The organism is Arthrobacter sp. UYCu512, from assembly GCF_040547075.1.
GTDB lineage: Bacteria > Actinomycetota > Actinomycetes > Actinomycetales > Micrococcaceae > Arthrobacter.
In genome coordinates, this window is the sequence record NZ_JBEPPA010000011.1 from 70,547 (window position 1) to 91,620 (window position 21,074).

General features: G+C 66.0%; 18 protein-coding genes and 1 tRNA gene. All 19 read left to right on the forward strand.

What is annotated here, in order from left to right:
* The first annotated feature begins 250 nt into the window (after positions 1 to 250).
* The 19 genes from ABIB49_RS13065 to ABIB49_RS13155 all read left to right on the forward strand — a co-directional run bounded on the left by ABIB49_RS13065 (position 251) and on the right by ABIB49_RS13155 (position 21,064).
* On the forward strand, positions 251 to 1,360 hold the full coding sequence (locus tag ABIB49_RS13065) for a BMP family lipoprotein (RefSeq protein ID WP_226775055.1): 1,110 nt from the start codon (positions 251 to 253) through the stop codon (positions 1,358 to 1,360).
* A 166-nt stretch (positions 1,361 to 1,526) separates the two neighbouring features.
* Entirely contained in the window at positions 1,527 to 3,170 is a 1,644-nt protein-coding gene (locus ABIB49_RS13070) for an ABC transporter ATP-binding protein (protein WP_282359113.1), read from the forward strand.
* Complete coding sequence (locus tag ABIB49_RS13075) at positions 3,163 to 4,590, forward strand: ABC transporter permease (RefSeq protein ID WP_282359114.1); 1,428 nt, start codon at positions 3,163 to 3,165, stop codon at positions 4,588 to 4,590. Before ABIB49_RS13070 ends, ABIB49_RS13075 begins: the two co-directional genes overlap by 8 nt.
* On the forward strand, positions 4,587 to 5,924 hold the full coding sequence (locus tag ABIB49_RS13080) for an ABC transporter permease (protein ID WP_226775052.1): 1,338 nt from the start codon (positions 4,587 to 4,589) through the stop codon (positions 5,922 to 5,924). Before ABIB49_RS13075 ends, ABIB49_RS13080 begins: the two co-directional genes overlap by 4 nt.
* Positions 5,925 to 5,926: 2 nt before the next feature.
* Positions 5,927 to 6,331, forward strand: coding sequence for a cytidine deaminase (locus ABIB49_RS13085; RefSeq protein WP_226775051.1), 405 nt, complete (start codon positions 5,927 to 5,929; stop codon positions 6,329 to 6,331).
* An 11-nt stretch (positions 6,332 to 6,342) separates the two neighbouring features.
* Complete coding sequence (locus tag ABIB49_RS13090; RefSeq protein WP_226775062.1) at positions 6,343 to 7,647, forward strand: thymidine phosphorylase; 1,305 nt, start codon at positions 6,343 to 6,345, stop codon at positions 7,645 to 7,647.
* Positions 7,648 to 7,765: 118 nt separating this feature from the next.
* The gene (locus ABIB49_RS13095) at positions 7,766 to 8,416 is read left to right on the forward strand and encodes a DedA family protein (protein WP_282359118.1); all 651 of its coding nucleotides are present in this window, start codon (positions 7,766 to 7,768) and stop codon (positions 8,414 to 8,416) included.
* A gap of 96 nt (positions 8,417 to 8,512) precedes the next feature.
* Positions 8,513 to 9,262: a DedA family protein gene (locus ABIB49_RS13100; protein ID WP_282359119.1), complete on the forward strand. Its 750-nt coding sequence runs from the start codon at positions 8,513 to 8,515 to the stop codon at positions 9,260 to 9,262.
* A gap of 55 nt (positions 9,263 to 9,317) precedes the next feature.
* Positions 9,318 to 10,475, forward strand: coding sequence for an adenosine deaminase (locus ABIB49_RS13105; protein WP_226775048.1), 1,158 nt, complete (start codon positions 9,318 to 9,320; stop codon positions 10,473 to 10,475).
* Positions 10,476 to 10,596: 121 nt separating this feature from the next.
* A complete protein-coding gene (locus tag ABIB49_RS13110) occupies positions 10,597 to 11,211 on the forward strand; it encodes a MazG nucleotide pyrophosphohydrolase domain-containing protein (protein ID WP_253033636.1) in 615 nt (204 codons plus the stop codon).
* A gap of 156 nt (positions 11,212 to 11,367) precedes the next feature.
* Positions 11,368 to 12,648 carry a phosphopyruvate hydratase gene (gene eno / locus ABIB49_RS13115; protein WP_282359123.1) on the forward strand — a complete coding sequence of 427 codons (1,281 nt, stop codon included), beginning with the start codon at positions 11,368 to 11,370 and terminating at the stop codon, positions 12,646 to 12,648.
* A gap of 189 nt (positions 12,649 to 12,837) precedes the next feature.
* On the forward strand, positions 12,838 to 13,539 hold the full coding sequence (locus tag ABIB49_RS13120; RefSeq protein ID WP_282359126.1) for an FtsB family cell division protein: 702 nt from the start codon (positions 12,838 to 12,840) through the stop codon (positions 13,537 to 13,539).
* A gap of 103 nt (positions 13,540 to 13,642) precedes the next feature.
* Positions 13,643 to 14,365, forward strand: coding sequence for a DUF501 domain-containing protein (locus ABIB49_RS13125; protein WP_502913809.1), 723 nt, complete (start codon positions 13,643 to 13,645; stop codon positions 14,363 to 14,365).
* Positions 14,362 to 15,309 (forward strand): Ppx/GppA phosphatase family protein, encoded by a 948-nt coding sequence (locus tag ABIB49_RS13130; RefSeq protein ID WP_282359127.1) that lies wholly within the window; start codon positions 14,362 to 14,364, stop codon positions 15,307 to 15,309. The genes ABIB49_RS13125 and ABIB49_RS13130 overlap by 4 nt, the downstream gene beginning before the upstream one ends.
* 128 nt (positions 15,310 to 15,437) lie before the next feature.
* Positions 15,438 to 16,826, forward strand: coding sequence for a S8 family serine peptidase (locus ABIB49_RS13135; protein ID WP_282359128.1), 1,389 nt, complete (start codon positions 15,438 to 15,440; stop codon positions 16,824 to 16,826).
* Between the two features lie 38 nt (positions 16,827 to 16,864).
* Positions 16,865 to 18,325, forward strand: a complete 1,461-nt coding sequence (locus tag ABIB49_RS13140) for an NAD(P)/FAD-dependent oxidoreductase (protein ID WP_282359131.1) — start codon at positions 16,865 to 16,867, stop codon at positions 18,323 to 18,325.
* A gap of 150 nt (positions 18,326 to 18,475) precedes the next feature.
* Positions 18,476 to 19,465, forward strand: a complete 990-nt coding sequence (locus ABIB49_RS13145) for an N-acetyltransferase (RefSeq protein WP_282359133.1) — start codon at positions 18,476 to 18,478, stop codon at positions 19,463 to 19,465.
* Positions 19,456 to 19,529, forward strand: a tRNA-Leu gene (locus ABIB49_RS13150). Before ABIB49_RS13145 ends, ABIB49_RS13150 begins: the two co-directional genes overlap by 10 nt.
* 176 nt (positions 19,530 to 19,705) lie before the next feature.
* Positions 19,706 to 21,064 (forward strand): ABC transporter substrate-binding protein, encoded by a 1,359-nt coding sequence (locus ABIB49_RS13155; protein WP_226775041.1) that lies wholly within the window; start codon positions 19,706 to 19,708, stop codon positions 21,062 to 21,064.
* The last annotated feature ends 10 nt before the right edge of the window (positions 21,065 to 21,074 follow it).

Below are 21,074 nucleotides of genomic sequence, written 5' to 3' on the forward strand. Positions count from 1 at the left end.
CCCCGCACCGGAATCCACCCGGTGCGGGGCTTTTTGTCTACCGCTTGGTAACAAGTTCTCAACAATCTGGGAAATCCCTGTGAACTGCGGTACACGGACGTGTTAGAGGACACTAAAGTTGCTTTCATCAGTGCGCTTCGGCGCAGTGCTGCGAAATCCATCAGTGAAAACAGCGTTTCAGCGGCAACCCCGCCAACAGACACTCATTGAGCTTCCGTCGTAGCGCCTACTCTTTTCTCCTGGAGGAAAATTGAAGAACTCTCTGCGTGCAACCTTCAAGCGCGGTTCGGTGGCAGGAGTCGCCACCGCCGGCGCGGCTGCGCTGCTACTCACCGGTTGCGGGGCCGCACCGACAGCCAGCAGCAGTGCCTCCGCCTCGGCCAGCAACTACACCGGCTGCATCGTGTCCGACTCGGGCGGATTCGACGACCAGTCATTCAACCAGTCCTCCTACGAGGGGCTGAAGAAGGCCGAGAAGGATCTGGGCATCAAGGTCAACCAGGCCGAGTCCAAGACCAATAACGACTTCGAGCCCAACCTGCGGGCAATGGTCACGGCCGGCTGCGACCTGACAGTCACTGTCGGCTTCCTGCTCGGCGACGCCACCAAGGCCCAGGCCACGGCGAACCCGGACAAACACTTCGCCATTATCGACTTCGGCTATGACACCCCGATCAGCAACGTCAAGCCGATCATTTATGACACGGCCCAGGCCGCCTTCCTGGCGGGCTACCTCGCAGCCGGCACCACCAAGACCGGAACGGTCGCCACCTTCGGCGGTATCAAGATCCCCACCGTCACCATCTTTATGGACGGCTATGCCGACGGCGTCAAGTACTACAACGAGAAAAACGGCAAGACCGTGAAAGTGCTCGGCTGGGACAAGGCCAAGCAGGACGGTTCCTTCACCGGTGACTTCGAAAAGCAGGACAAGGGCAAGCAGTTCACCCAGAACTTCCTGGACCAGGGCGCTGACATCGTGATGCCCGTCGCCGGTCCGGTTGGCAAGGGTGCCGGCGCGGCCCTGAAGGAAGCCAAGGCAGCAGGCAAGGACGTTAAGCTCATCTGGGTTGACTCCGACGGCTTCCTCACGGCACCGGACTACAAGGACATTATGCTTTCCTCCGTGATGAAGCAGATGGGCGAGGCTGTCGAGACCGTTGTGAAGGAAGACAAGGACGGCAAGTTCACCAACACGCCGTACGTTGGCACCCTCGCGAACGACGGCGTGCAGCTGGCGCCGTTCCACGACCAGGACTCCGCGGTCCCGGCCGAAGTGAAGACCCAGCTGGAGCAGATCAAAAAGGATATCGCCGACGGCAAGCTGAAGGTTGAATCCGCAGCCAGCCCGAAGCTCTAGCTTCCGCCGCTAAGCGCCACGGCCCGTCCGGTCATCACCGCACGGGCTGTGGCGCTTTTCGTTGAGCGGACCGGCTCCGCCTCCGGCTGCAGGCACTAGGCTGATCCTGCGGCCCCATCATCCGTCCGGGCCACGACTGCCGGATACTTCTAGATTGGTCAGAGTTTTGAAACTTGAACTCAAGGGGATCACCAAACGCTTCGGCTCCCTGGTAGCCAACGACCACATTGACGTGGTGGTTGAGCCCGGGCAGATTCATTGTCTGCTCGGCGAAAACGGCGCGGGCAAGTCCACGCTGATGAATGTCCTGTACGGTCTGTACGAGCCGACCGAGGGCCAGATCCTGGTCGACGGCAAACCCGTCACCTTCCGCGGCCCGGGCGACGCCATGGCCGCCGGCATCGGGATGGTCCACCAGCACTTTATGCTCGTTCCGGTCTTTACGGTCGCGGAAAACGTCGCCCTGGGAGCGGAAACCACCACGGCCGGGGGGTTCCTGAACCTGGATGACACCCGGCGGAAGATCCGGGAAATCTCGGACCGGTACGGCTTTGACGTCGACCCCGATGCCCTGGTGGAGGACCTCCCGGTGGGGGTGCAGCAGCGCGTAGAAATCATCAAGGCACTCGTCCGCGACGCCAGGGTCCTGATTCTCGATGAACCCACTGCCGTACTGACCCCGCAGGACACCGATGAGCTGCTGGACATTATGCGCCAGCTCAAGAGCCACGGCACATCGATTGTCTTCATCTCGCACAAGCTTCGTGAAGTCAAAGCCGTCTCGGACACCATCACTGTGATCCGGCGGGGCAAGGTCGTTGGTACCGCCGATCCCGGCGCCTCGACGACGGAACTTGCTTCCATGATGGTGGGCCGGGCCGTGAACCTGACCCTGGACAAGGCCCCGGCGAAGCCCCAGGAGACGACCTTCCAGGTGACGGACCTCACGGTGATTGCGCCCAGCGGCCAGCACGTGGTGGACGGCATCAGCTTCGACATCGCCCGCGGTGAGATCCTCGCCATCGCCGGCGTCCAGGGCAATGGGCAGACCGAACTGACCGAGGCCATCCTGGGCCTCCAGGACCGGGTCCATGGCTCCATCCTGCTCGACGGTGCGGAACTTATTGGCCGCAGCGTCAAGGAAGTCCTCAACGCCGGGGTCGGCTTCGTGCCGGAAGACCGCAACGTTGACGGCCTGATCGGCACCTTCTCGATTGCCGAAAACCTGATTCTTGACCGATACGACCAGGCCCCGTTCGCCAAAGGCATCAGCATGCGGCCGGCCAAGGTCCTGGAGAACGCCAAGGGCCGGATCGAGGAGTTTGACGTGCGCACTCCCTCGGGTTCGCTCGCGGCTGGCACCTTGTCCGGCGGAAACCAGCAGAAAGTGGTGATGGCCCGGGAACTCTCCCGGCCGCTGCGGCTCTTCATCGCCTCCCAGCCCACCCGCGGCGTGGACGTCGGGTCCATCGAGTTCCTGCATAAGCGCATCGTGGCCGAGCGCGACGTTGGCACGCCCGTGATGATCGTCTCCACCGAACTCGATGAAGTCATCGACCTCGCGGACCGGATCGCAGTGCTCTACAAGGGCAAAATCGTCGGGATTGTCCCGTCCGGCACCGGCCGCGACGTCCTTGGCCTGATGATGGCCGGGCTCTCCCCGCAGGACGCACACGCCGATTCCGCGGGTAAGCCCGCACCCGGCGGGCCCGCAGAGAGCCCCGCCGCACCCCCAGCAAAGAACCAGGCGCCCGCCGCGCCGACCGTGCCCGAGTCCGGCTCCGGCGCCGTAGGAGACGACCATGAGTGAAAACAACGAGCCTCGACGCTCGAGCGAACCGGATCCGGACCTGAATCCGGAACCCCTCGACGCCCCGGAAACCGGGCCGGCCGCTGTGGCCGAAACGAAGACCGGGGCCCCCGCAGATGACGCAGCCCTGGCCACATCCCTGGACACAGCCGGCGGTGCAATGCGGCCATCGGCGGTTCCCGTCTCGGCCCAGAGCGGCTCCCTTGCAGCTGCGGGGGACTCGGATTCGGTGCTGCGCCAGATCTTCACCGGAAACGGCATTGTGACAGCACTGGCTGTCCTCCTTGCCTTGATTCTTGGGGGACTGCTTATTGCCAGCACCGACAAGGAGGTCGCGGCGACGTCGAGCTACTTCTTTGCCCGCCCGGCCGACTTCCTCGCCGCCGTCTGGTCAGCCGCGACAAGTTCCTACGTCGCGCTCTTCCAGGGCTCGGTATTCAACCCGCGGGGCAGCGGCTTGGGCGGACAGTTCGCCCCGCTGCTGGAAACCCTCACCATCGCCACTCCGCTGATCACCGCCGGCCTCGGTGTCGCCCTGGCATTCCGCGCGGGACTCTTTAACATCGGCGCGCAGGGCCAGATCATCATGGCCGGCATCGTGGCCGCCTGGGTCGGTTTCGAGCTGGAGCTGCCGGTGGGCCTTCACCTGCTGCTTGTGGTGCTTGCCGGCGTCGTTGGCGGCGCCGTCTGGGGCGGCCTGGTCGGCGTGCTTAAAGCGCGGACCGGGGCCCATGAGGTCATCGTGACCATCATGTTCAACTACATTGCCCTGTACCTGGTGCGCTACCTCCTGGACACACCGGCGTTCCAGCGTCCCGGGGAAACCACACCTATCTCACCGCTGCTGGACCCGTCGGCCGTATATCCGCAGCTTTTCGGCAGCCAGTACCGGCTGCACCTTGGCTTCCTGCTGGCCATCGCGGCAACGGTGTTCGTCTGGTGGCTGCTGAACCGCTCGACCATCGGTTTCGAGTTCCGCGCGGTGGGAGCCAACCCAAATGCGGCCCTCACCGCAGGCATCAACGTCCCGCGCGCCACCATCCTGGTGATGGCGATCGCCGGCGGCCTCGCCGGACTGGCCGGCGTCGCGCAGGTAGCGGGAACCGAAAAAGTACTCACCGACGGTGTAGCGGCGACCTACGGCTTTGACGCCATTACCGTCGCACTGCTGGGACGTTCGACGCCGTGGGGCACCTTCGCCGCCGGTGTGCTGTTCGGCGCCTTCCGCGCCGGTGCGGTCCAGATGCAGATCCAGACCGGAACCCCGATAGACATTGTGCTGGTGGTGCAGTCGCTCATTGTGCTGTTCATCGCGGCGCCACCCCTGGTCCGGGCCGTTTTTGGGCTCAACCCGCGCAAAAAGAAGGCCGTATCCGCCGGCAAGTCCCAGCAGGCAGCAGCCACCGGAGGTGCAGCATGAGCACAACAACAACGTCCCCCGTCCCGGGAGAACCCCGTAAGCAAGAGCAGGACCGCCCGCGTCCAGAGGCGAACAGGAAGCCGACGGTCTCCGCCAAACCGGTCACCTGGAAGCTGCCCGTGACGCTGCTGGTCCTGGCCGTCATCGCATTCGTCTTTTTTGGCCTGCTGGGCCCGCACGAGACGGCAAAATTCGGCATCTCCTCCGGCGGGGATTTCTTCCAGCTGCCGGCTATCGAGGCGCCGGCCTACCTCACCGGGCTGGTGCTGTCCGTGATCCTGCTGGCCCTGGCCGGCTACGCGATGTTCCTCAAGACAAAAATCCAGCGGCCCCCGCGCTGGCTGCCTGTCCTGTTCACGGTCCTGTTCGTGGTGGCCTTCCTGGTCTGGGTGGTCGGCGGCGCCCGGACCCCCAGCATCTCGCTGGCGGGCCTGATCGCCGGATCCGTGACCCTCGCCGTACCGATTGTCTTCGGCTCCCTGTCAGGGGTGCTGTGCGAACGAGCCGGCGTTGTGAACATCGCCATTGAAGGCCAGTTGCTTGGCGGTGCCTTCACCGCCGCTATCGTTGCCAGCCTGACCGGCAGCCCGTACCTGGGTCTGCTCGCGGCAGCCGTGGCCGGAGCCCTCGTCTCGATGGTGCTGGCAGTGTTCAGCATCAAGTACGTGGTCAACCAGATCATCGTCGGTGTGGTGCTCAACGTCCTGATCTCGGGCCTCACGGGCTTTCTGTTCAGCACCGTGATGCAGGCGGACAAGGAAATGTTTAACTCGCCGGGGCGGCTTCCCATCATCGAAATTCCGGGGCTGTCCAGCATCCCGGTCCTCGGACCCATCCTCTTCAAGCAGTCCGTTGTTGGCTACCTGATGTACGTGGCCGTGATCGTGGTGTGGATTGCGCTGTTCAAGACCAAGTGGGGCCTGCGGGTCCGCGCCGTCGGCGAACACCCGCAGGCTGCCGACACCCTGGGCATCAACGTCAACGCAACCCGGTTCTGGAACGTCACGCTCGGCGGCGCTGTAGCCGGTATCGGTGGATCGTTCTTCACGCTGGTGGCGATCGACAGCTTCACGAAGGAGATCTCCGGTGGCCGCGGCTTTATTGCCCTCGCGGCGATGATCCTGGGGCGCTGGAATCCGTTGGGGGCGTTCTTCGCAGCGCTGCTGTTTGGTTTCGCCGACAACCTGCAGAGCATTGTGACGATCATCGGCACCCCGGTGCCGAGCCAGTTTATGGCAATGCTGCCCTACCTCGTAACCGTGTTTGCGGTCGCCGGACTCGTTGGCCGGTCCCGGCCGCCGGCGGCCGACGGCATACCGTATGTGAAGGGTTGACGATGGAGTGCACCAACGTTGACTGGGCGGCCCTCAAGGCCGCCGCGGTCACCGCGATGGCCAATGCCTACGCGCCGTATTCGAAGTTCGCGGTCGGGGCAGCAGCCCTCACCGCGGACGGCCGGATTGTGAGCGGCTGCAACGTCGAAAATGCCAGCTACGGGCTGACGCTGTGTGCCGAGTGCGCCCTCGTCGGTAATTTGCAGATGACCGGCGGCGGCCTGCTCCGTGCCTTCTACTGCGTCGACGCCGGCGGCAACGTGCTGATGCCGTGCGGTCGCTGCCGGCAGTTGCTCTATGAATTCAGGGCTCCCGACATGGAGCTTATGACCACGCAGGGAATCAAGACCATGGGCCAGGTCCTTCCCGATGCTTTTGGCCCCCAACACCTGGAGGAACCCCGGTGACACCACCGAACATGACCGAATCGTTTGACGCCGTCGACATCATCCGCATCAAGCGTGACAAGGGTGTGCTCAGTCCCGCCCAAATTGACTGGACGATCGACGCGTACACCCGCGGTGCGATCGCCGACGAGCAGATGGCCGCCTTGAACATGGCAATCCTGCTTAACGGCATGGACCGGGCCGAGATTTCACGCTGGACCGCGGCGATGATCGCTTCCGGTGAACGGATGGACTTCTCCAGCCTGCGCCGGCCCGACGGCAGCGTAAAGCCCACCTCCGACAAGCACTCCACCGGCGGCGTCGGAGATAAGATCACCCTGCCGCTGGCACCCCTGGTGGCGGTCTTCGGCGTTGCTGTCCCGCAGCTGTCCGGTCGCGGCCTGGGCCACACCGGCGGCACCCTGGACAAGCTCGAGTCGATCCCGGGTTGGCGCGCCGCGCTGAGCAACGAGGAAATGCTGGCGCAGCTCCAGGACGTCGGAGCCGTCATCTGCGCAGCCGGGGCCGGGCTGGCTCCGGCGGATAAGAAGCTCTACGCCCTGCGGGACGTCACGGGCACCGTCGAGGCCATCCCGCTGATCGCGTCGTCGATCATGAGCAAAAAAATCGCGGAGGGCACCGGATCCTTGGTGCTGGACGTCAAGGTCGGCAGCGGCGCGTTTATGAAAAACGAGGCGCGCGCCCGCGAACTCGCCGAGACCATGGTGGCCCTGGGCAAGGACGCCGGTGTTAACACAGTGGCCCTGCTGACCAACATGAACACACCGCTGGGCCTCACCGCCGGCAACGCGATCGAGGTCGAGGAATCGGTGGAGGTCCTTGCCGGCGGCGGACCGGAGGACGTTGTGGAACTCACGGTCCGGCTGGCGGAGGAGATGCTCGCCTGCGCAGGCGTCCACGACGCCGATCCCCGGGCGGCGCTGAAGGACGGCCGGGCGATGGACGTCTGGAACCGCATGATCGAGGCGCAGGGCGGCGACCCGCGGGCAACCCTCCCGGTGGCCAGGGAATCCGAAGTGCTCTACGCGCCCGCCGACGGCGTGCTGGTGGAGCTCGACGCGATGGCCGTCGGAGTCGCAGCCTGGCGCCTTGGTGCCGGACGCGCGCGCAAGGAGGACCAGGTCCAGGCCGGTGCCGGGGTGCGGATGCACGCCAAACCCGGCGCGACGGTCAAAGCCGGCGAACCGCTGATGACGCTGCTGACGGATACCCCGGAGAAGTTCGAACGGGCCAGGGAAGCCCTCGAACATGCCGTGGTGATTGCCCCGGAAGGCTCCCGCCCGGCGCAGCAGCTCATCATCGACCGCATCGCCTAGCCGCCGGTTTGCCCTATCGGCGGTGGGCCGAACCCTCGGGTTTGGCCGCCACAAGTGATAGGGCAAGCCGGCAGTACACTTGCACAACAGCAGTCCTCCCGTTGTTTGTTAGGAAACCGTGCAGGCAATCAACGACTTCATCCTTGCCGCCGCAGGCCAACCCTGGGTGCTCCTCCTGGTGTTTGTGTGCTGCGTGATTGACGGCTTCTTCCCGCCTGTTCCCAGCGAATCCGTGGTCGTCGGACTGGCCTCGGTGGCGGCCAGCGCCGGTGTTCCCAACGCGTTGCTGCTCGCCGCGACGGCGGCCGCGGGCGCGTTCCTCGGGGACAACATCGCCTACCTGATCGGCCGCAACACCGGCACGCAGCGCTGGGCCTGGTCGCGCGGGCATCGTATGCAGCGTGCGTTCCGCTGGGCCGGCACCGAGCTGCGCAAACGGCCCGCCTCCCTGGTCCTGGTGGCGCGGTTCGTCCCGATCGGCCGGGTGGCGGTCAACCTGACGGCCGGCGCCACCGGGTTCCCGCGTCCGCGCTTTGTTGGGTTGACGGTGCTCTCCGCGGTGCTCTGGGCCTTGTACTCGGTCGCAACGGGACTGTTTTTTGGCCAATGGTTTGCGGAGAACCACCTGCTCGGGGTCATCGTCGCCGTGATTTGCGCGATCGGCCTGGGCATCCTGGTGGACGTCCTCATCCGCAGGCTCCGCGGAACCCTTCCCGTGGAGCCCGGACTGCCGGCCCCGCCTGCCGGGTCCCAAACGACTGAGCGCTGAAACCGGGAGATTCATCCGCCGGGAACGTAGCGTATCCGTTTCCGACATGGGACACTGAAGAGCGCTTTTCACCACTTTCCTAGGAGCAACGCCCGCGTGGAATTTATCAATGAGGCAATTCTCCATGCCGCGGGTCAATGGTGGATTTTTCCAATTCTGACGATCTTCTGCTTCATTGACGGATTTGTGCCGATACTGCCGAGCGAAACCCTGATCGTCGCCCTGGGCGCCCTTTCCGTGACCTCCGGGCAGCCGAACATGTGGTTTGTGATGGCAGCGGCCGCCGTCGGCGCTATTGCCGGCGACAACACGGCCTACCTGCTGGGACGGCACGTCGGCGTCGAGCGCTTCCGCTGGATGCGCAGGCCCAAGGTCCAGCGGGCGCTGAACTGGGCCCGCTACGAACTGGACAAACGTGGCGCCATGCTGATCTTCACGGCCCGCTACATTCCGGTCGGACGCGTGGCGGTCAACTGGATTGCCGGTACCACCGCCTACCCGCGCCGGCGGTTCGTCATCCTGGACATCTGCGCCTCAGTCACCTGGGTCGCGTATTCGGCCGGTGTTGGCATCCTCGCCGGCAACTGGGTCCATGAACACCCCCTGCTGGGCGTCGGCATCGCCATCGCCTTCGCCATTGTGCTGGGCATTGTCGTCGACCACCTCCTGACCTGGCTGCACCGCTGGCGCGACGCCCGGGGCGCCGCCACGGCAGCCGGCCGATCCGCCAACGCTGAAGCCAAGACCGGACCCGCCCCGGCAGGCGCCGCCCGCTCGCCGGGCCAGGCTTCCGGCACTGCACCGGCGCCCAAGACCCGGGAGACACCGGCGGACGTCGAAGCCTGATTCCTGGCTCCGGGCCCGGCTGGTATTGCACGGCATCGGACCCTAAGGTTGGAACGTGACTGAGATAATTCTTGACGCTGCCCCTGACCTCGACTTTGACCTGAAGGGCCTCCCCAAGGTTTCCCTTCACGACCACCTGGACGGCGGACTCCGTCCGGCCACCATCATTGAACTTGCCGAGGCCGCGGGACACACCCTGCCCTCCACCGATCCTGTCGCCCTGGGGGAGTGGTTCCGCGAATCCGCGGACTCCGGCTCCCTGGTCCGCTACCTGGAGACCTTCGACCACACCATCGCCGTGATGCAGACCAAGGCCGGACTCTTCCGCGTCGCCCAGGAATTCGTCGAAGACCTCGCCGACGACGGTGTTGTCTACGGTGAAGTGCGCTGGGCCCCCGAACAGCACCTCCAGCAGGGCCTGAGCCTGGACGAGGCCGTCGAAGCCGTGCAGGCCGGCCTGGAGGCCGGTGTGGACGCCGTCGCCGAGACCGGCCGCGACATCCAGGTCGGCCAGCTCATCACCGCCATGCGCCATGCCGACCGCGGCCAGGAAATCGCGGAACTGGCGGTCCGCCACCGCAACAACGGTGCCGTCGGCTTCGACATCGCCGGCGCCGAAGACGGCTTCCTGCCATCCCGGTTCAAGGACGCCTTCACCTACCTTGCCCAGCACAACTTCCCGGCGACGGTGCACGCCGGGGAAGCCGCCGGCCTTGAAAGCATCCAATCGGCGCTGGTCGACGGCCGCGCTCTGCGCTTGGGCCACGGCGTCCGGATCGCCGAGGACGTTACCGTTGAATTCGAAGCAGACGACGATGCCGACGGTGCCGGGGACGAGCTCGATGACAACATCGGCATGGTGACCTTGGGTGACCTGGCCAGCTGGGTCCGCGACCGCGGCATCGCCCTGGAGATCTGCCCTTCCTCCAACCTGCAGACCGGCGCCGTCGCAGGGTTCGGCGAGGGCATCGAAAGCCACCCGCTGGACATGCTTTACCAGCTCGGCTTCAACGTCACCATCAACACCGACAACCGGCTGATGAGCGGCGTGACGCTCACGGACGAGTTCGAGCTGCTGGTCGAGACTTTCGACTACGACCTCGATGACCTGCTGGAACTGACGCTGAACGCGGCCGAGGCCGCTTTCCTGCCGCTGGAGGAGAAGGAAGCCCTCGTCGAGTACATCAACGAGGCTTACGCCGACCTTGGCTAGCCTGGAGGACGCCGCGCGCCCGCCGCTGGGCGGGCCCGCGGCAGCCGGGGTCCGCGGAACGGCCGGTGCTGTCGAAACGCTGGCGGCGACGATTGGCGCGCTGCGCGCCCACTGCCCCTGGATGGCTGCCCTCACCCATGAATCCCTCGTGGAGTACCTGCTTGAGGAGGCCTTCGAGGTGGCCGAAACCATCGAGACGGCCGGTGGCGACGCTGAGCTGAAAGCCGAACTTGGCGACGTCCTGCTTCAGGTGGTCCTCCATGCCCGGCTCGCCCAGGAACGCGGCGCCTTCGACCTCGACGACGTGGCCCGCGGACTCACGGCCAAAATGGTCCGGCGCAACCCGCATGTATTCCGCCGGGACGGTTCGCTGCAGGAGTCCTTTCCGGCCACGGTTGAGGAAATCGTCCGAACCTGGGACGCGGTTAAGCGCTCGGAACGGCTCGTCCCCGCCGGCGCCGCCAGCCCGGAAGCCAACGGAGCCCTCGGCGGTGTCCCCGCAGCCCTTCCCGCGCTGGCACGGGCGCAAAAACTCCAGGACCGCGCCGAACGGTCCGGCTTCCCGCCGTCAACCGGGCCGGTAGGGATAGCGGTTCCGCCCTCGGAAGAGCAACTCGGGGACCTGCTGTTCGCAATCGCGGCCGCCGCCCGGGCCCGGGGCCTGGACGCCGAACGGGCCCTCCGCGGTGCCAACCGCCGCTTCCAGGACGGCCAACACCCGCCGCGGTCACCCTAATCGGCCAAAATGACGTCCGCCGCCGGATAGCTTTCTGTAACTTATCCCACTCTCGACTAGGCTGGTAGCGACGAGGACGTCGGTTTTTCAGCTTGATTCCCAGCCTAATATCCCATCAGATTCCCAGCAGATCGCTTCACCCAAAGGAGCCTATCCATGGCGCTTATCGATGCCATCCACGCCCGCGAGATCCTCGATTCCCGTGGCAACCCCACCGTAGAAGTTGAAGTCCTGCTCTCGGACGGCCAGATCGGCCGTGCAGCAGTTCCCTCCGGAGCCTCCACCGGCGAGCACGAAGCCGTTGAACTCCGCGACGGGGACAAAGGCCGGTACCTCGGCAAGGGCGTCCAGAAGGCCGTCGACGCGGTCATCGACCAGATCGCCCCGGCCCTGATCGGTTTAGACGCCACTGACCAGCGCAGCATCGACCAGTCGATGATTGACCTGGACGGAACCGCCAACAAGAGCAAGCTCGGCGCCAACGCCATCCTGGGCGTATCCCTGGCCGTCGCCAACGCCGCCGCCGCCTCCGCTGACCTGCCGCTGTACAAGTACCTCGGCGGACCGAACGCCCACGTCCTGCCCGTGCCGCTGATGAACATCCTCAACGGCGGCTCGCACGCCGACTCCGACGTCGACATCCAGGAATTCATGGTTGTCCCGCTCGGCGCCGAGACCTTCTCCGAAGGACTGCGCTGGGGCGTGGAGGTCTACCACGCGCTCAAAGCGGTCCTGCAGGCAAAGGGCCTGTCCACCGGCCTCGGCGACGAGGGCGGCTTTGCGCCCAACCTGCCCTCCAACCGGGCTGCCCTGGACCTCATCCAGGAAGCCATCCGGAACGCCGGCTACACCCCGGGCCAGGACATTGCACTCGCCCTGGACGTCGCCTCTTCCGAGTTCTTCACGGACGGCGCCTACCAGTTCGAAGGCAAATCCCTTAGCTCTACGGAGATGAGCGCCTACTACGCCGAGCTCGTGGCCGACTACCCGCTGGTCTCCATCGAGGATCCGCTGGACGAAAACGACTGGGAAGGCTGGAAGACCCTCACCGACGCCATCGGCGACAAGGTCCAGATCGTCGGTGACGATCTCTTCGTCACCAACCCCGAACGCCTGCAGACCGGCATCGATTCGGCAACCGCCAACTCGCTGCTGGTGAAGGTCAACCAGATCGGTTCCCTGACCGAAACCCTGGATGCCGTTTCCCTCGCGCAGCGCGCCGGGTACACCACCATCACCTCACACCGCTCCGGCGAGACCGAGGACACCACAATCGCCGACATCGCCGTTGCCACCAACGCGGGGCAGATCAAAACCGGGGCTCCGGCGCGGTCCGAGCGTGTCGCCAAGTACAACCAGCTGCTGCGGATCGAAGAGGAACTCGACGACGCCGCACGCTACGCCGGCCGCAGCGCTTTCCCGCGTTTCAAGGGCTAATAACCGCAGGAACACAAAACCGGTGGCTATGGTTGAAAGACCATGGCTACCGGTTTGTTTTTGAGACCGGCCTCGTGGCACCGTACGAGCGGAGCAGCACCCCGGCCCCTCGCCTGTGCCCCGGGCCGCGGGACCCAGCACTGAATGCAGCAAGCCAGCCGGGGGAGAACCTGGCATTACAGGAGTGAGATGGCTACCCGCCGACCCAAGGTTCCCCGGGCCACGCCCGCGGCCCCGAAGTCTCCGGCCACCGGCGACGTCATCGAGGCTGATTTCGGCGGCTCCCGCGGATCAGCGGGCCACGAGGGCAGCAACGCCGCGGCGGATGGGCGCGGTTCCGGCCGCACCGCGGGCCAGCACGCCGGCACTGCACCCTCGACACGGCAGGCCGGCGCTGCACGCCGTACACCTGCCCCGCGCAACGCTGTGCCCGGAGCGGCCACGAGCGGCACGGGCACGTCCAAGGCCGGTGCCGAAGCCGGCGGAGAACACCTCGACCCCGTGCCGGCGAAAGCCTTCTCCGGACGCATGCTGGCGCTTTTGGTCGTGATGATTGCCATCACGATCATGCTGGCGCCCACGGTCAAGATCTTCATTGAAAAACGAGGCGAAATAGCCGAACTCCAGGCGGACATCTCCGCCAAGCAGTCGCAGCAAAATGAGCTTAAACGCCAGGTCTCGCGGTGGCAGGATCCGAACTATGTAAAGCAACAGGCCCGGGACCGCATTAACATGGTTATGCCCGGCGAAACGGGCTACTGGGTCTTCGGCAGCGATTTACCTGCCGGGGCGGGCAGTGGCGCGGCCGGGGCACAATCCCAACAAGACCCGGCCGAGCTGCCTTGGGTCGATTCCCTCTGGGACTCGATCCGGCGCTCGGCAACAGACTAAAAAAAGCGGCGCCCGCCGCAGGATCGTCGGACCGACAATCCAGACAGGGCAGGAAGGTGCCGCGCCCGTGGACGAGAACCGAGTGGACCAGACCCCGACTGCAGTGAATCCGGGATCCCCTGAGACGGCCCGGTCCGTGGCGGAAACCGGCCGGCCCTCGGCCCGTGACCTCGATGTCCTGAGCCGGCAGTTGGGACGCCCGGTGCGTGACGTCGTGGAGATCCCGGCCCGCTGCGTCTGCGGCAACCCGCTAGTGGCGGCCACGTCCCCACGGCTGAGCAACGGCACACCCTTCCCCACGACCTTCTACCTCACCCACCCGGTCATCACGTCCGCGGTCTCGCGGCTTGAAGCTGCCGGCCTGATGAACGAGATGAACGAACGGCTCGTGGCGGACGCGGAACTGGCCTTGGACTACCGGGCTGCCCACCGGGCCTACCTCGCATCCCGTGCGGAGATCGGCGCCAGGTCCGGAATCGGTCCCGTGCCCGAAATTGACGGCATCTCCGCCGGTGGTATGCCCACCCGCGTCAAATGCCTGCACGTCCTGGTGGGCCAGTCGCTCGCAGCCGGACCGGGTGTGAATCCGCTCGGCGACGAGGCCATCGCGGCCATCAGCGAATGGTGGACACAGGAGCGCTGCTACTGCGACGGCGCCTGGCACACCGGCGGCGAGGCCCCCTCCCAGGACCTGAGCAGGCACGGCCCGCAGGGGCTGCCGGCGATCGTCGGCCGGCCGGCCCCGGTCCGCAAGGCACGTCCCGAGGACCCCGGCATCACGCCCGGGACCGGAACCGGGACCGGAACCGCCGGAGCCGGCAAATGACCCGCGTCGCCGCCATCGACTGCGGCACCAACTCGATCCGGTTGCTGATCGCGGATGTGGACACGGCCGGCCCGGCACCCCGGCTGAACGACGTTGTACGCGAAATGCGCGTCGTCAGGCTCGGCCAGGGCGTGGACGCCACCGGCGAACTCTCCCGGGAGGCCCTCGACCGGACCTTCGCCGCCGCCGGCGACTATGCCGAGCAGATCCGCCGGCACGCGGCCACCAAAGTCCGTTTTGTGGCGACTTCGGCCACCCGCGATGCCCGCAACCGGCAGGTCTTCGTTGATGGCATCCGCGGGCTCCTGGCCGTCGAACCTGAGGTCATCAGCGGGGACAGCGAGGCCGCCCTGTCCTTCGCGGGCGCGAGCAGCGTCCTGCCCTCCCGGGGCGCGGATCCCGTCCTTGTGGTGGACCTCGGCGGGGGCAGTACCGAGTTTGTGCTGGGCAACGCCGGCGGTGTTATTGCCGCCAGGAGCGTTGACATTGGCTGTGTGCGGCTGACCGAACGCCACCTGCGCAGCGACCCGCCCACGGCAGCAGAGATCGCCGCTGCGGAGGCAGACGTCGACGCTGCCCTCGATGAGGCCGCCGGTGCAGTCCCGCTGGACCAAACTGCCGCCGTCGTTGGGGTGGCCGGTTCCATCACCACCATCACCGCCCATGCGCTCGCGCTGGATGAGTACTCCTCCGCTGCGATCCACGGCACCGAACTTTCGCTCGACGTTATACGCCGGGCCTGCACCGAACTGCTGGAGATGTCACGTGCGGACCGGGCCGTCCTGCCCTACATGCACCCGGGCCGGGTAGATGTCATCGGCGCGGGTGCCCTCGTCTGGCGGCGCGCTGTGGATCGGCTGGCCGCGGTAACCCAGGGCAGGGTCGGGACGGCAGTGACCAGCGAACACGATATTCTTGATGGAATTGCCTTGAGTATCAGCTAAGCGGCCGCTTGGCTTGACTGCGTTGGCCGGACGCGCCACCCGGCCTCACACCGTCCCCGCATCCCGCCCGGCGTTCCGCGCCGCCACCACACCGCAGCGCCCAAAGCTGACCCGCCGATAGGACCCGAATGACCAGAGCAACAGCCCGGCCCCGCCGGACCGCCTCCGCGTTGATGGCCGTGGCCCTTGCCGGCGGCGCCTTGGCTGCCACCCTGACGGCTGCCCCTGCCGCGCACGCCGACCCCTGGCGCGACAAGGAATACTGGCTGGCAGAATCCGGCATCACCAAGGCCTGGGAAGTTTCCAGGGGCGCCAACGTCAAGGTTGCCGTGATTGACAGCGGCGTGGATGGTAAACACCCAGATCTGGCCGGGGTGCTTGCCGGCGGCGTCGACATCTCCGGCGCCGGCAGTCCTGACGGCCAGAAGAGCATCGGCGCGAAGCCCGAGCACGGAACCCTGGTCGCGACCATGCTGGCGGGCCGGGGACATCAGCCTGCCGGTGCAACTGCCACACCCAGTGCCGGCCCCGGCCCGTCCGTCGCGCCGGACGGCATCGTGGGGGTCGCGCCCGAAGCGCAGTTGCTCTCCGTCTCCACCTGGCTCGGATCGCCGAACCCCGGCGGTAAGACCGACCAGGACCAGATACCCCAGGCCGTCCGCTGGGCGGTCGATAACGGCGCCCGCGTCATCAATATCTCCCTTGGCAGCACCTCGCCCGAGTGGCCGCAGAGCTGGGACGCGGCATTCCTGTACGCCGAACAGAAGGACGTGGTGATTGTTGCCGCTGCGGGTAACCGCGGGGGCGGAAACGTCCAGGTCGGTGCGCCGGCCACCATCCCGGGCGTGCTGACTGTCGCCGGGCTGGACCGCAAGGGAATTGCCAGTATTGACTCCTCATCCCAGGGCATCAGCATCGGCGTTGCGGCGCCCGCGGAAAACCTGATCGGAGGCTTGCCCGGCGGCGGCTACGCAGAGTGGGCCGGCACCTCGGGTGCTACCCCGATCGTGGCCGGGGTCGCGGCGCTGATCCGCTCCAAATGGCCGGACATGACGGCCAGCCAGGTCATCAACAGAATAGTCACCACCGCCAAGGACGCCGGCGCTCCGGGGAAGGATCCGTTATACGGGTTCGGGATCCTCGACGCCGAGGCGGCACTCAAGGCCGACGTGCCGGACACCAAAATCAATCCACTGGGCACGATTTCGGACTGGATCCGGGTCCACCGGCGGGGAAACCTGCCGACGGCGCCCGCGCCGGCACCGGCCGCGCCCTCCAGCGCGGCGCCCACCCTGCCGGAACCCACCGTCCCCGTCGCGGAGCGCCCGTCCGAGCTCGATGCTGCCGTGCCGGCCATGGTGGTGCTGGGCTTCGGCGGGCTTTTCCTCTGCATCCTGGCCGCCGCAGCCTTCCAGCTCCGCCGTGGCGCCCGGACGGCCGGCCAGGGAAGCCCCGACGGCCCGGCCGCCGCCGATACCGGTGTGCTCGATTCGGTGGATTCCAACGGAAAACCATAGTTAGTGAAGTTTTTCACAAAGTACGGTATTCTTGGGGAATGGCACTCTCCCCTCAGCTCCAGGACCGTCCCAGGGTACTCGTCGTCGGCGGCGGATACGTCGGCCTGTACGTAGCCCTCAAACTGCAGAAGAAGATCGCTAACGCCGGTGGCATTGTCACCGTGGTTGATCCACTGCCGTACATGACCTATCAGCCCTTCCTCCCCGAGGTTGCCGGCGGAAACATCGAGGCACGGCACGCCGTCGTCTCGCACCGCCAGCACCTCAAGCAGACCGAGCTCATTCAGGGCCGCGTCACCTCGATCGACCATGAAAACCGCACGGCAGTGATCGCCCCGGCTGACGGCGGCGAGAACTTCGAGATTCCCTACTTCGACGTTGTGGTGGCCGCCGGTGCTATCACCCGCACCTTCCCGATCAAGGGACTTGCGGACAAGGGCATCGGCCTCAAGACCATTGAGGAAGCCGTCGCCCTGCGCAACAAGGTCCTGGACCGGATCGAAGCCGGCTCGTTGATGACCGATCCCGCCGAACGCGCCCGCGCCCTGACCTTCGTGGTTGTCGGCGGCGGCTTCGCCGGCATCGAGTGCATTACCGAAATGGAAGACCTCGCCCGCGCCGCGGTCAAGAACAACTCCCGCATCAGCCAGGAGGAAGTCCGCTTCGTCCTGGTCGAGGCCATGGGACGCATTATGCCTGAGGTCACCGCCAGCCAGGCGGACTGGGTGGTTGAGCACCTGCGCAGCCGCGGCATCGAAGTCCTGCTTAACACCTCGCTGGACAACGCCGAGGGTTCCCTGAAGCTGATCAACCTTCCGGACAAGACGGCGGCCCAGGAATTCCAGGCCGACACCCTCGTCTGGACCGCCGGCGTGCAGGCCAACCCCATGGTCCGCTCCACCGACTTCCCGCTCGAACCCCGCGGCCGCGTCCGTGTCCTCGCGGACCTGCGCATCGCCGGGGACGAAGGCATCATCGAGAACGCCTGGGCCGCCGGCGACGTCGCGGCAGTGCCGGACCTTACGGGCAGCGGCCTGCCGGACGGTACCTGCGTCCCGAACGCACAGCACGCGCTGCGCCAGGCCAAGCGCCTGGCCAAGAACCTGTGGGCTTCCCGCTGGGACAAGCCGCTCACGGACTACAAACACAAAAACCTGGGCGCCGTCGCCGGTTTCGGCGAATGGAAGGGTGTTGCAAACATCAACCTTCTGGGCCGGATCGGACTCAAGGGACCGCTTGCCTGGCTGGCACACCGTGGTTACCACGGATTCGCCATGCCCACCGTTGAGCGCAAGGTCCGGGTGATCTTCGGTTGGATCCTGGCTTTCTTTATGGGCCGCGACACGACCCAGCTGATCGACTTGGACAACCCCCGCGGCGCATTCGTCGCTGCGGCAACGCCCGCACCCAAGCCGGCCTCGGCTCCCGCCCCTGAGAAGCCGGCAGCAGAGGCCAGCCCGGCCAGCAGCAAGGAAAGTGTGTCGGCTGACGCCAAGTAGCCAGCACCTGCCGTCGACGGCGGCCGTTCCCCTGCGGGGCGCGGCCGCCGCCGTCGTTAACCGGAAGGTCGCCCGTAGGTCCACCTGGGAAGGGTGCGGGCCGGCCGGCGTCGGGCCAACCCCGGCGGGGTGGGCCCCTAGACTGGCTCCATGACAGCCGCAACGGACCTCCACACCCTGCTCGCCACGATGCGCCCGGAACTGCGCGGAGGCGAGTTCGTCTACACCCTCTGGCCGCACGGACGGCCGCTTGAAGGGACGATCGAAGCCGCCGTTCGTGAGGCGGAAGGAATGACCGTTGTCCTGCCGCGCAAGGACGCTGACACCCTCGGACTGTCCTACGACTTCGTCGGCGCCTGGATCACCCTCCAGGTACATTCCTCGCTTGACGCCATCGGCCTGACGGCAGCCGTCAGCACCGCCCTCACGGACGCAAAAATCAGCTGCAATGTCCTCGCCGGCTTCCATCACGACCACATCCTGGTCCCCGTCGCAGATGCCGACCGGGCGCTGGAGGCGCTGCACGAACTGGCCGCCGCGCACGGCGAGCACACGCCTGCCCCGGAGCTGGTGCTCCGCACAGGGCGGCCCGCGGACCGGTCCGCCATCCTCGCCCTCACCGCCGCCGCCTTCGTCGTCTCCCCGGTCAGCGGCCTGCCGGCCGACGGCGGGCCCGGGGAAGTCCGTTTGGTGGGTGCGCTCTTTGACTGTGCCGAATTCCTGCCGGAGTTCAGCATCGTTGCGGAGCTCGACGGCGCCGTCGTGGGGCACGTGATCAGCACCCGCGGGCGCGCAGGCGAACTGGACCTGCTGGGACTGGGGCCGATCGGTGTGCTGCCGAGACTGCAGCGCCACGGCATTGGCAGCGCGCTGATGCAGGAGACCATTGCCCGGGCCAACGCTGCGGGGGAGCGGGGCATCGCGCTGCTCGGCGACCCGGAATACTACTCGCGCTTTGGCTTTGTGCCATCGACATCCCTCGGGGTTGAGCCACCCTGTGCAGCCTGGGGTCCGCACTTCCAGTTGCTGCCGCTGGCACTCTGGCCGGGCGGGGTGAGCGGAAGCTTCCACTACGCCGAGGCGTTTGGCATCGCTGAGACCAGCGCCCGGCGGGCTATTATGGACCGGGCGCCCCAGTAGCCCAATTGGCAGAGGCAGCGGACTTAAAATCCGCGTGTTGTGGGTTCGAGTCCCACCTGGGGCACACGTTATGGCACCTGCCGATTCCTGGCCAGATTTCCTCTATGCAACGAGTGTTATAAGGATGTGACCGTAGTCACTTTGGATCGGGCCGGAAGTGCACTAGCTTGAAGGTAAATCAGGAACACCTGATCTTTCGCATCAAAGGCCGTTCGCACCTTTAGATCGAGGAGATTGTAAATGACTTCACTCCCCCAGGCGGCACCCCGCATCGCTAAGCTGACCGCGCTTAGCATCGGCGTTGCCCTTCTGGCTACGGCTTGTGGTGGCTCGTCCACCCCGTCGTCGTCCGGATCCGGAACCGCTTCGGCCAACGCCGCTGCAGGCATCGCGTGCCCCGCACCGAGCGCCACTGCCGGCGCCAAGTCGACCGCCGCAGCCGGCGGGGCCGTTCCGGCCTCCACGACCACCACCGAAACCGCTCTTAAGCTTGGATCGCTCCTGCCGACAACGGGGTCGCTGGCGTTCCTCGGCCCGCCCGAAATCGCTGGCGTCAACCTTGGTATCAAGGAAGTCAATGACGCCGGGGGTGTGCTGGGCAAGCCCGTTGAAATCATCCACCGCGACTCCGGTGACACCAAAACCGATATCGCCACGCAGTCCACCAGCGCCCTGCTCGGACAGGGTGTCAGCGCAGTCATTGGTGCCGCTTCCTCGGGTGTCTCCAAGACCGTCATCAACCAGATCACCGGCGCAGGCGTCATCCAGTTCTCGCCGGCAAATACCTCCCCGGACTTCACCGCCTGGGATGACAAGGGTCTGTTCTGGCGCACCGCCCCGTCGGACGTTCTCCAGGGCAAGGTCCTCGGCAACTACATGGCGACCTGTGGCGCCCAGACCGTTGGCATGATCGTCCTGAACGACGCGTACGGGACCGGCCTGGCCAAGAACGTACAGTCCGCTTTTGAGGCAGCCGGCGGCAAGGTTGTTGCCCAGGAACTCTTCAACGAAGGCGATTCGCAGTTCAGCAGCCAGGTGGACAAGGTGCTTGCGGCCAAGCCGGATGCCATCGCCCTGATCACCTTTGACCAGGCCAAGAGCATTGTTCCGCTGATGACGGGCAAGGGCGTCAAGCCCACCCAGATGTTCATGGTGGACGGCAACATGTCCGACTACAGCAAGGACTTCCAGGCAGGCACCCTGAAGGGCGCCCAGGGCACCATCCCGGGCACCTTCGCCAAGGACGACTTCAAGAAGAAGCTGCTGGCCATCGATCCCGCGCTGAAGGACTACAGCTATTCAGGCGAGTCCTACGATGCCGTGAACCTGATCGCACTGGCAGCAGAGGAAGCCAAGAGCACCAAGGGAACTGACATCGCGGCGCACCTGAAGGACGTGTCTGAAGGCGGCGAAAAGTGCAACGACTTCCCCTCCTGCGTCACCCTGCTGCGCAACGGCAAGGACATCGACTACGACGGCCAGTCCGGCCCCGTAACGTTCTCCGACGCCGGCGACCCGACAGAGGCCTACATCGGCATCTACGAGTTCCAGGATGACAACACCTACAAGCCGGTCAAGGAAGAATTCGGCAAGCTGTAAGCTCGCCCTT

Bases quoted from the DNA above. Each gene is read 5' to 3' on its own strand.
- ABIB49_RS13075 (WP_282359114.1), top strand. From the start codon at position 3,163: ATGAGTGAAAACAACGAGCCTCGACGCTCGAGCGAACCGGATCCGGAC.
- ABIB49_RS13080 (WP_226775052.1), top strand. From the start codon at position 4,587: ATGAGCACAACAACAACGTCCCCCGTCCCGGGAGAACCCCGTAAGCAA.
- ABIB49_RS13085 (WP_226775051.1), top strand. From the start codon at position 5,927: ATGGAGTGCACCAACGTTGACTGGGCGGCCCTCAAGGCCGCCGCGGTC.
- ABIB49_RS13090 (WP_226775062.1), top strand. From the start codon at position 6,343: ATGACCGAATCGTTTGACGCCGTCGACATCATCCGCATCAAGCGTGAC.
- ABIB49_RS13110 (WP_253033636.1), top strand. From the start codon at position 10,597: ATGGCTGCCCTCACCCATGAATCCCTCGTGGAGTACCTGCTTGAGGAG.
- eno (WP_282359123.1), top strand. From the start codon at position 11,368: ATGGCGCTTATCGATGCCATCCACGCCCGCGAGATCCTCGATTCCCGT.
- ABIB49_RS13120 (WP_282359126.1), top strand. From the start codon at position 12,838: ATGGCTACCCGCCGACCCAAGGTTCCCCGGGCCACGCCCGCGGCCCCG.
- ABIB49_RS13130 (WP_282359127.1), top strand. From the start codon at position 14,362: ATGACCCGCGTCGCCGCCATCGACTGCGGCACCAACTCGATCCGGTTG.
- ABIB49_RS13135 (WP_282359128.1), top strand. From the start codon at position 15,438: ATGACCAGAGCAACAGCCCGGCCCCGCCGGACCGCCTCCGCGTTGATG.
- ABIB49_RS13140 (WP_282359131.1), top strand. From the start codon at position 16,865: ATGGCACTCTCCCCTCAGCTCCAGGACCGTCCCAGGGTACTCGTCGTC.
- ABIB49_RS13145 (WP_282359133.1), top strand. From the start codon at position 18,476: ATGACAGCCGCAACGGACCTCCACACCCTGCTCGCCACGATGCGCCCG.
- ABIB49_RS13155 (WP_226775041.1), top strand. From the start codon at position 19,706: ATGACTTCACTCCCCCAGGCGGCACCCCGCATCGCTAAGCTGACCGCG.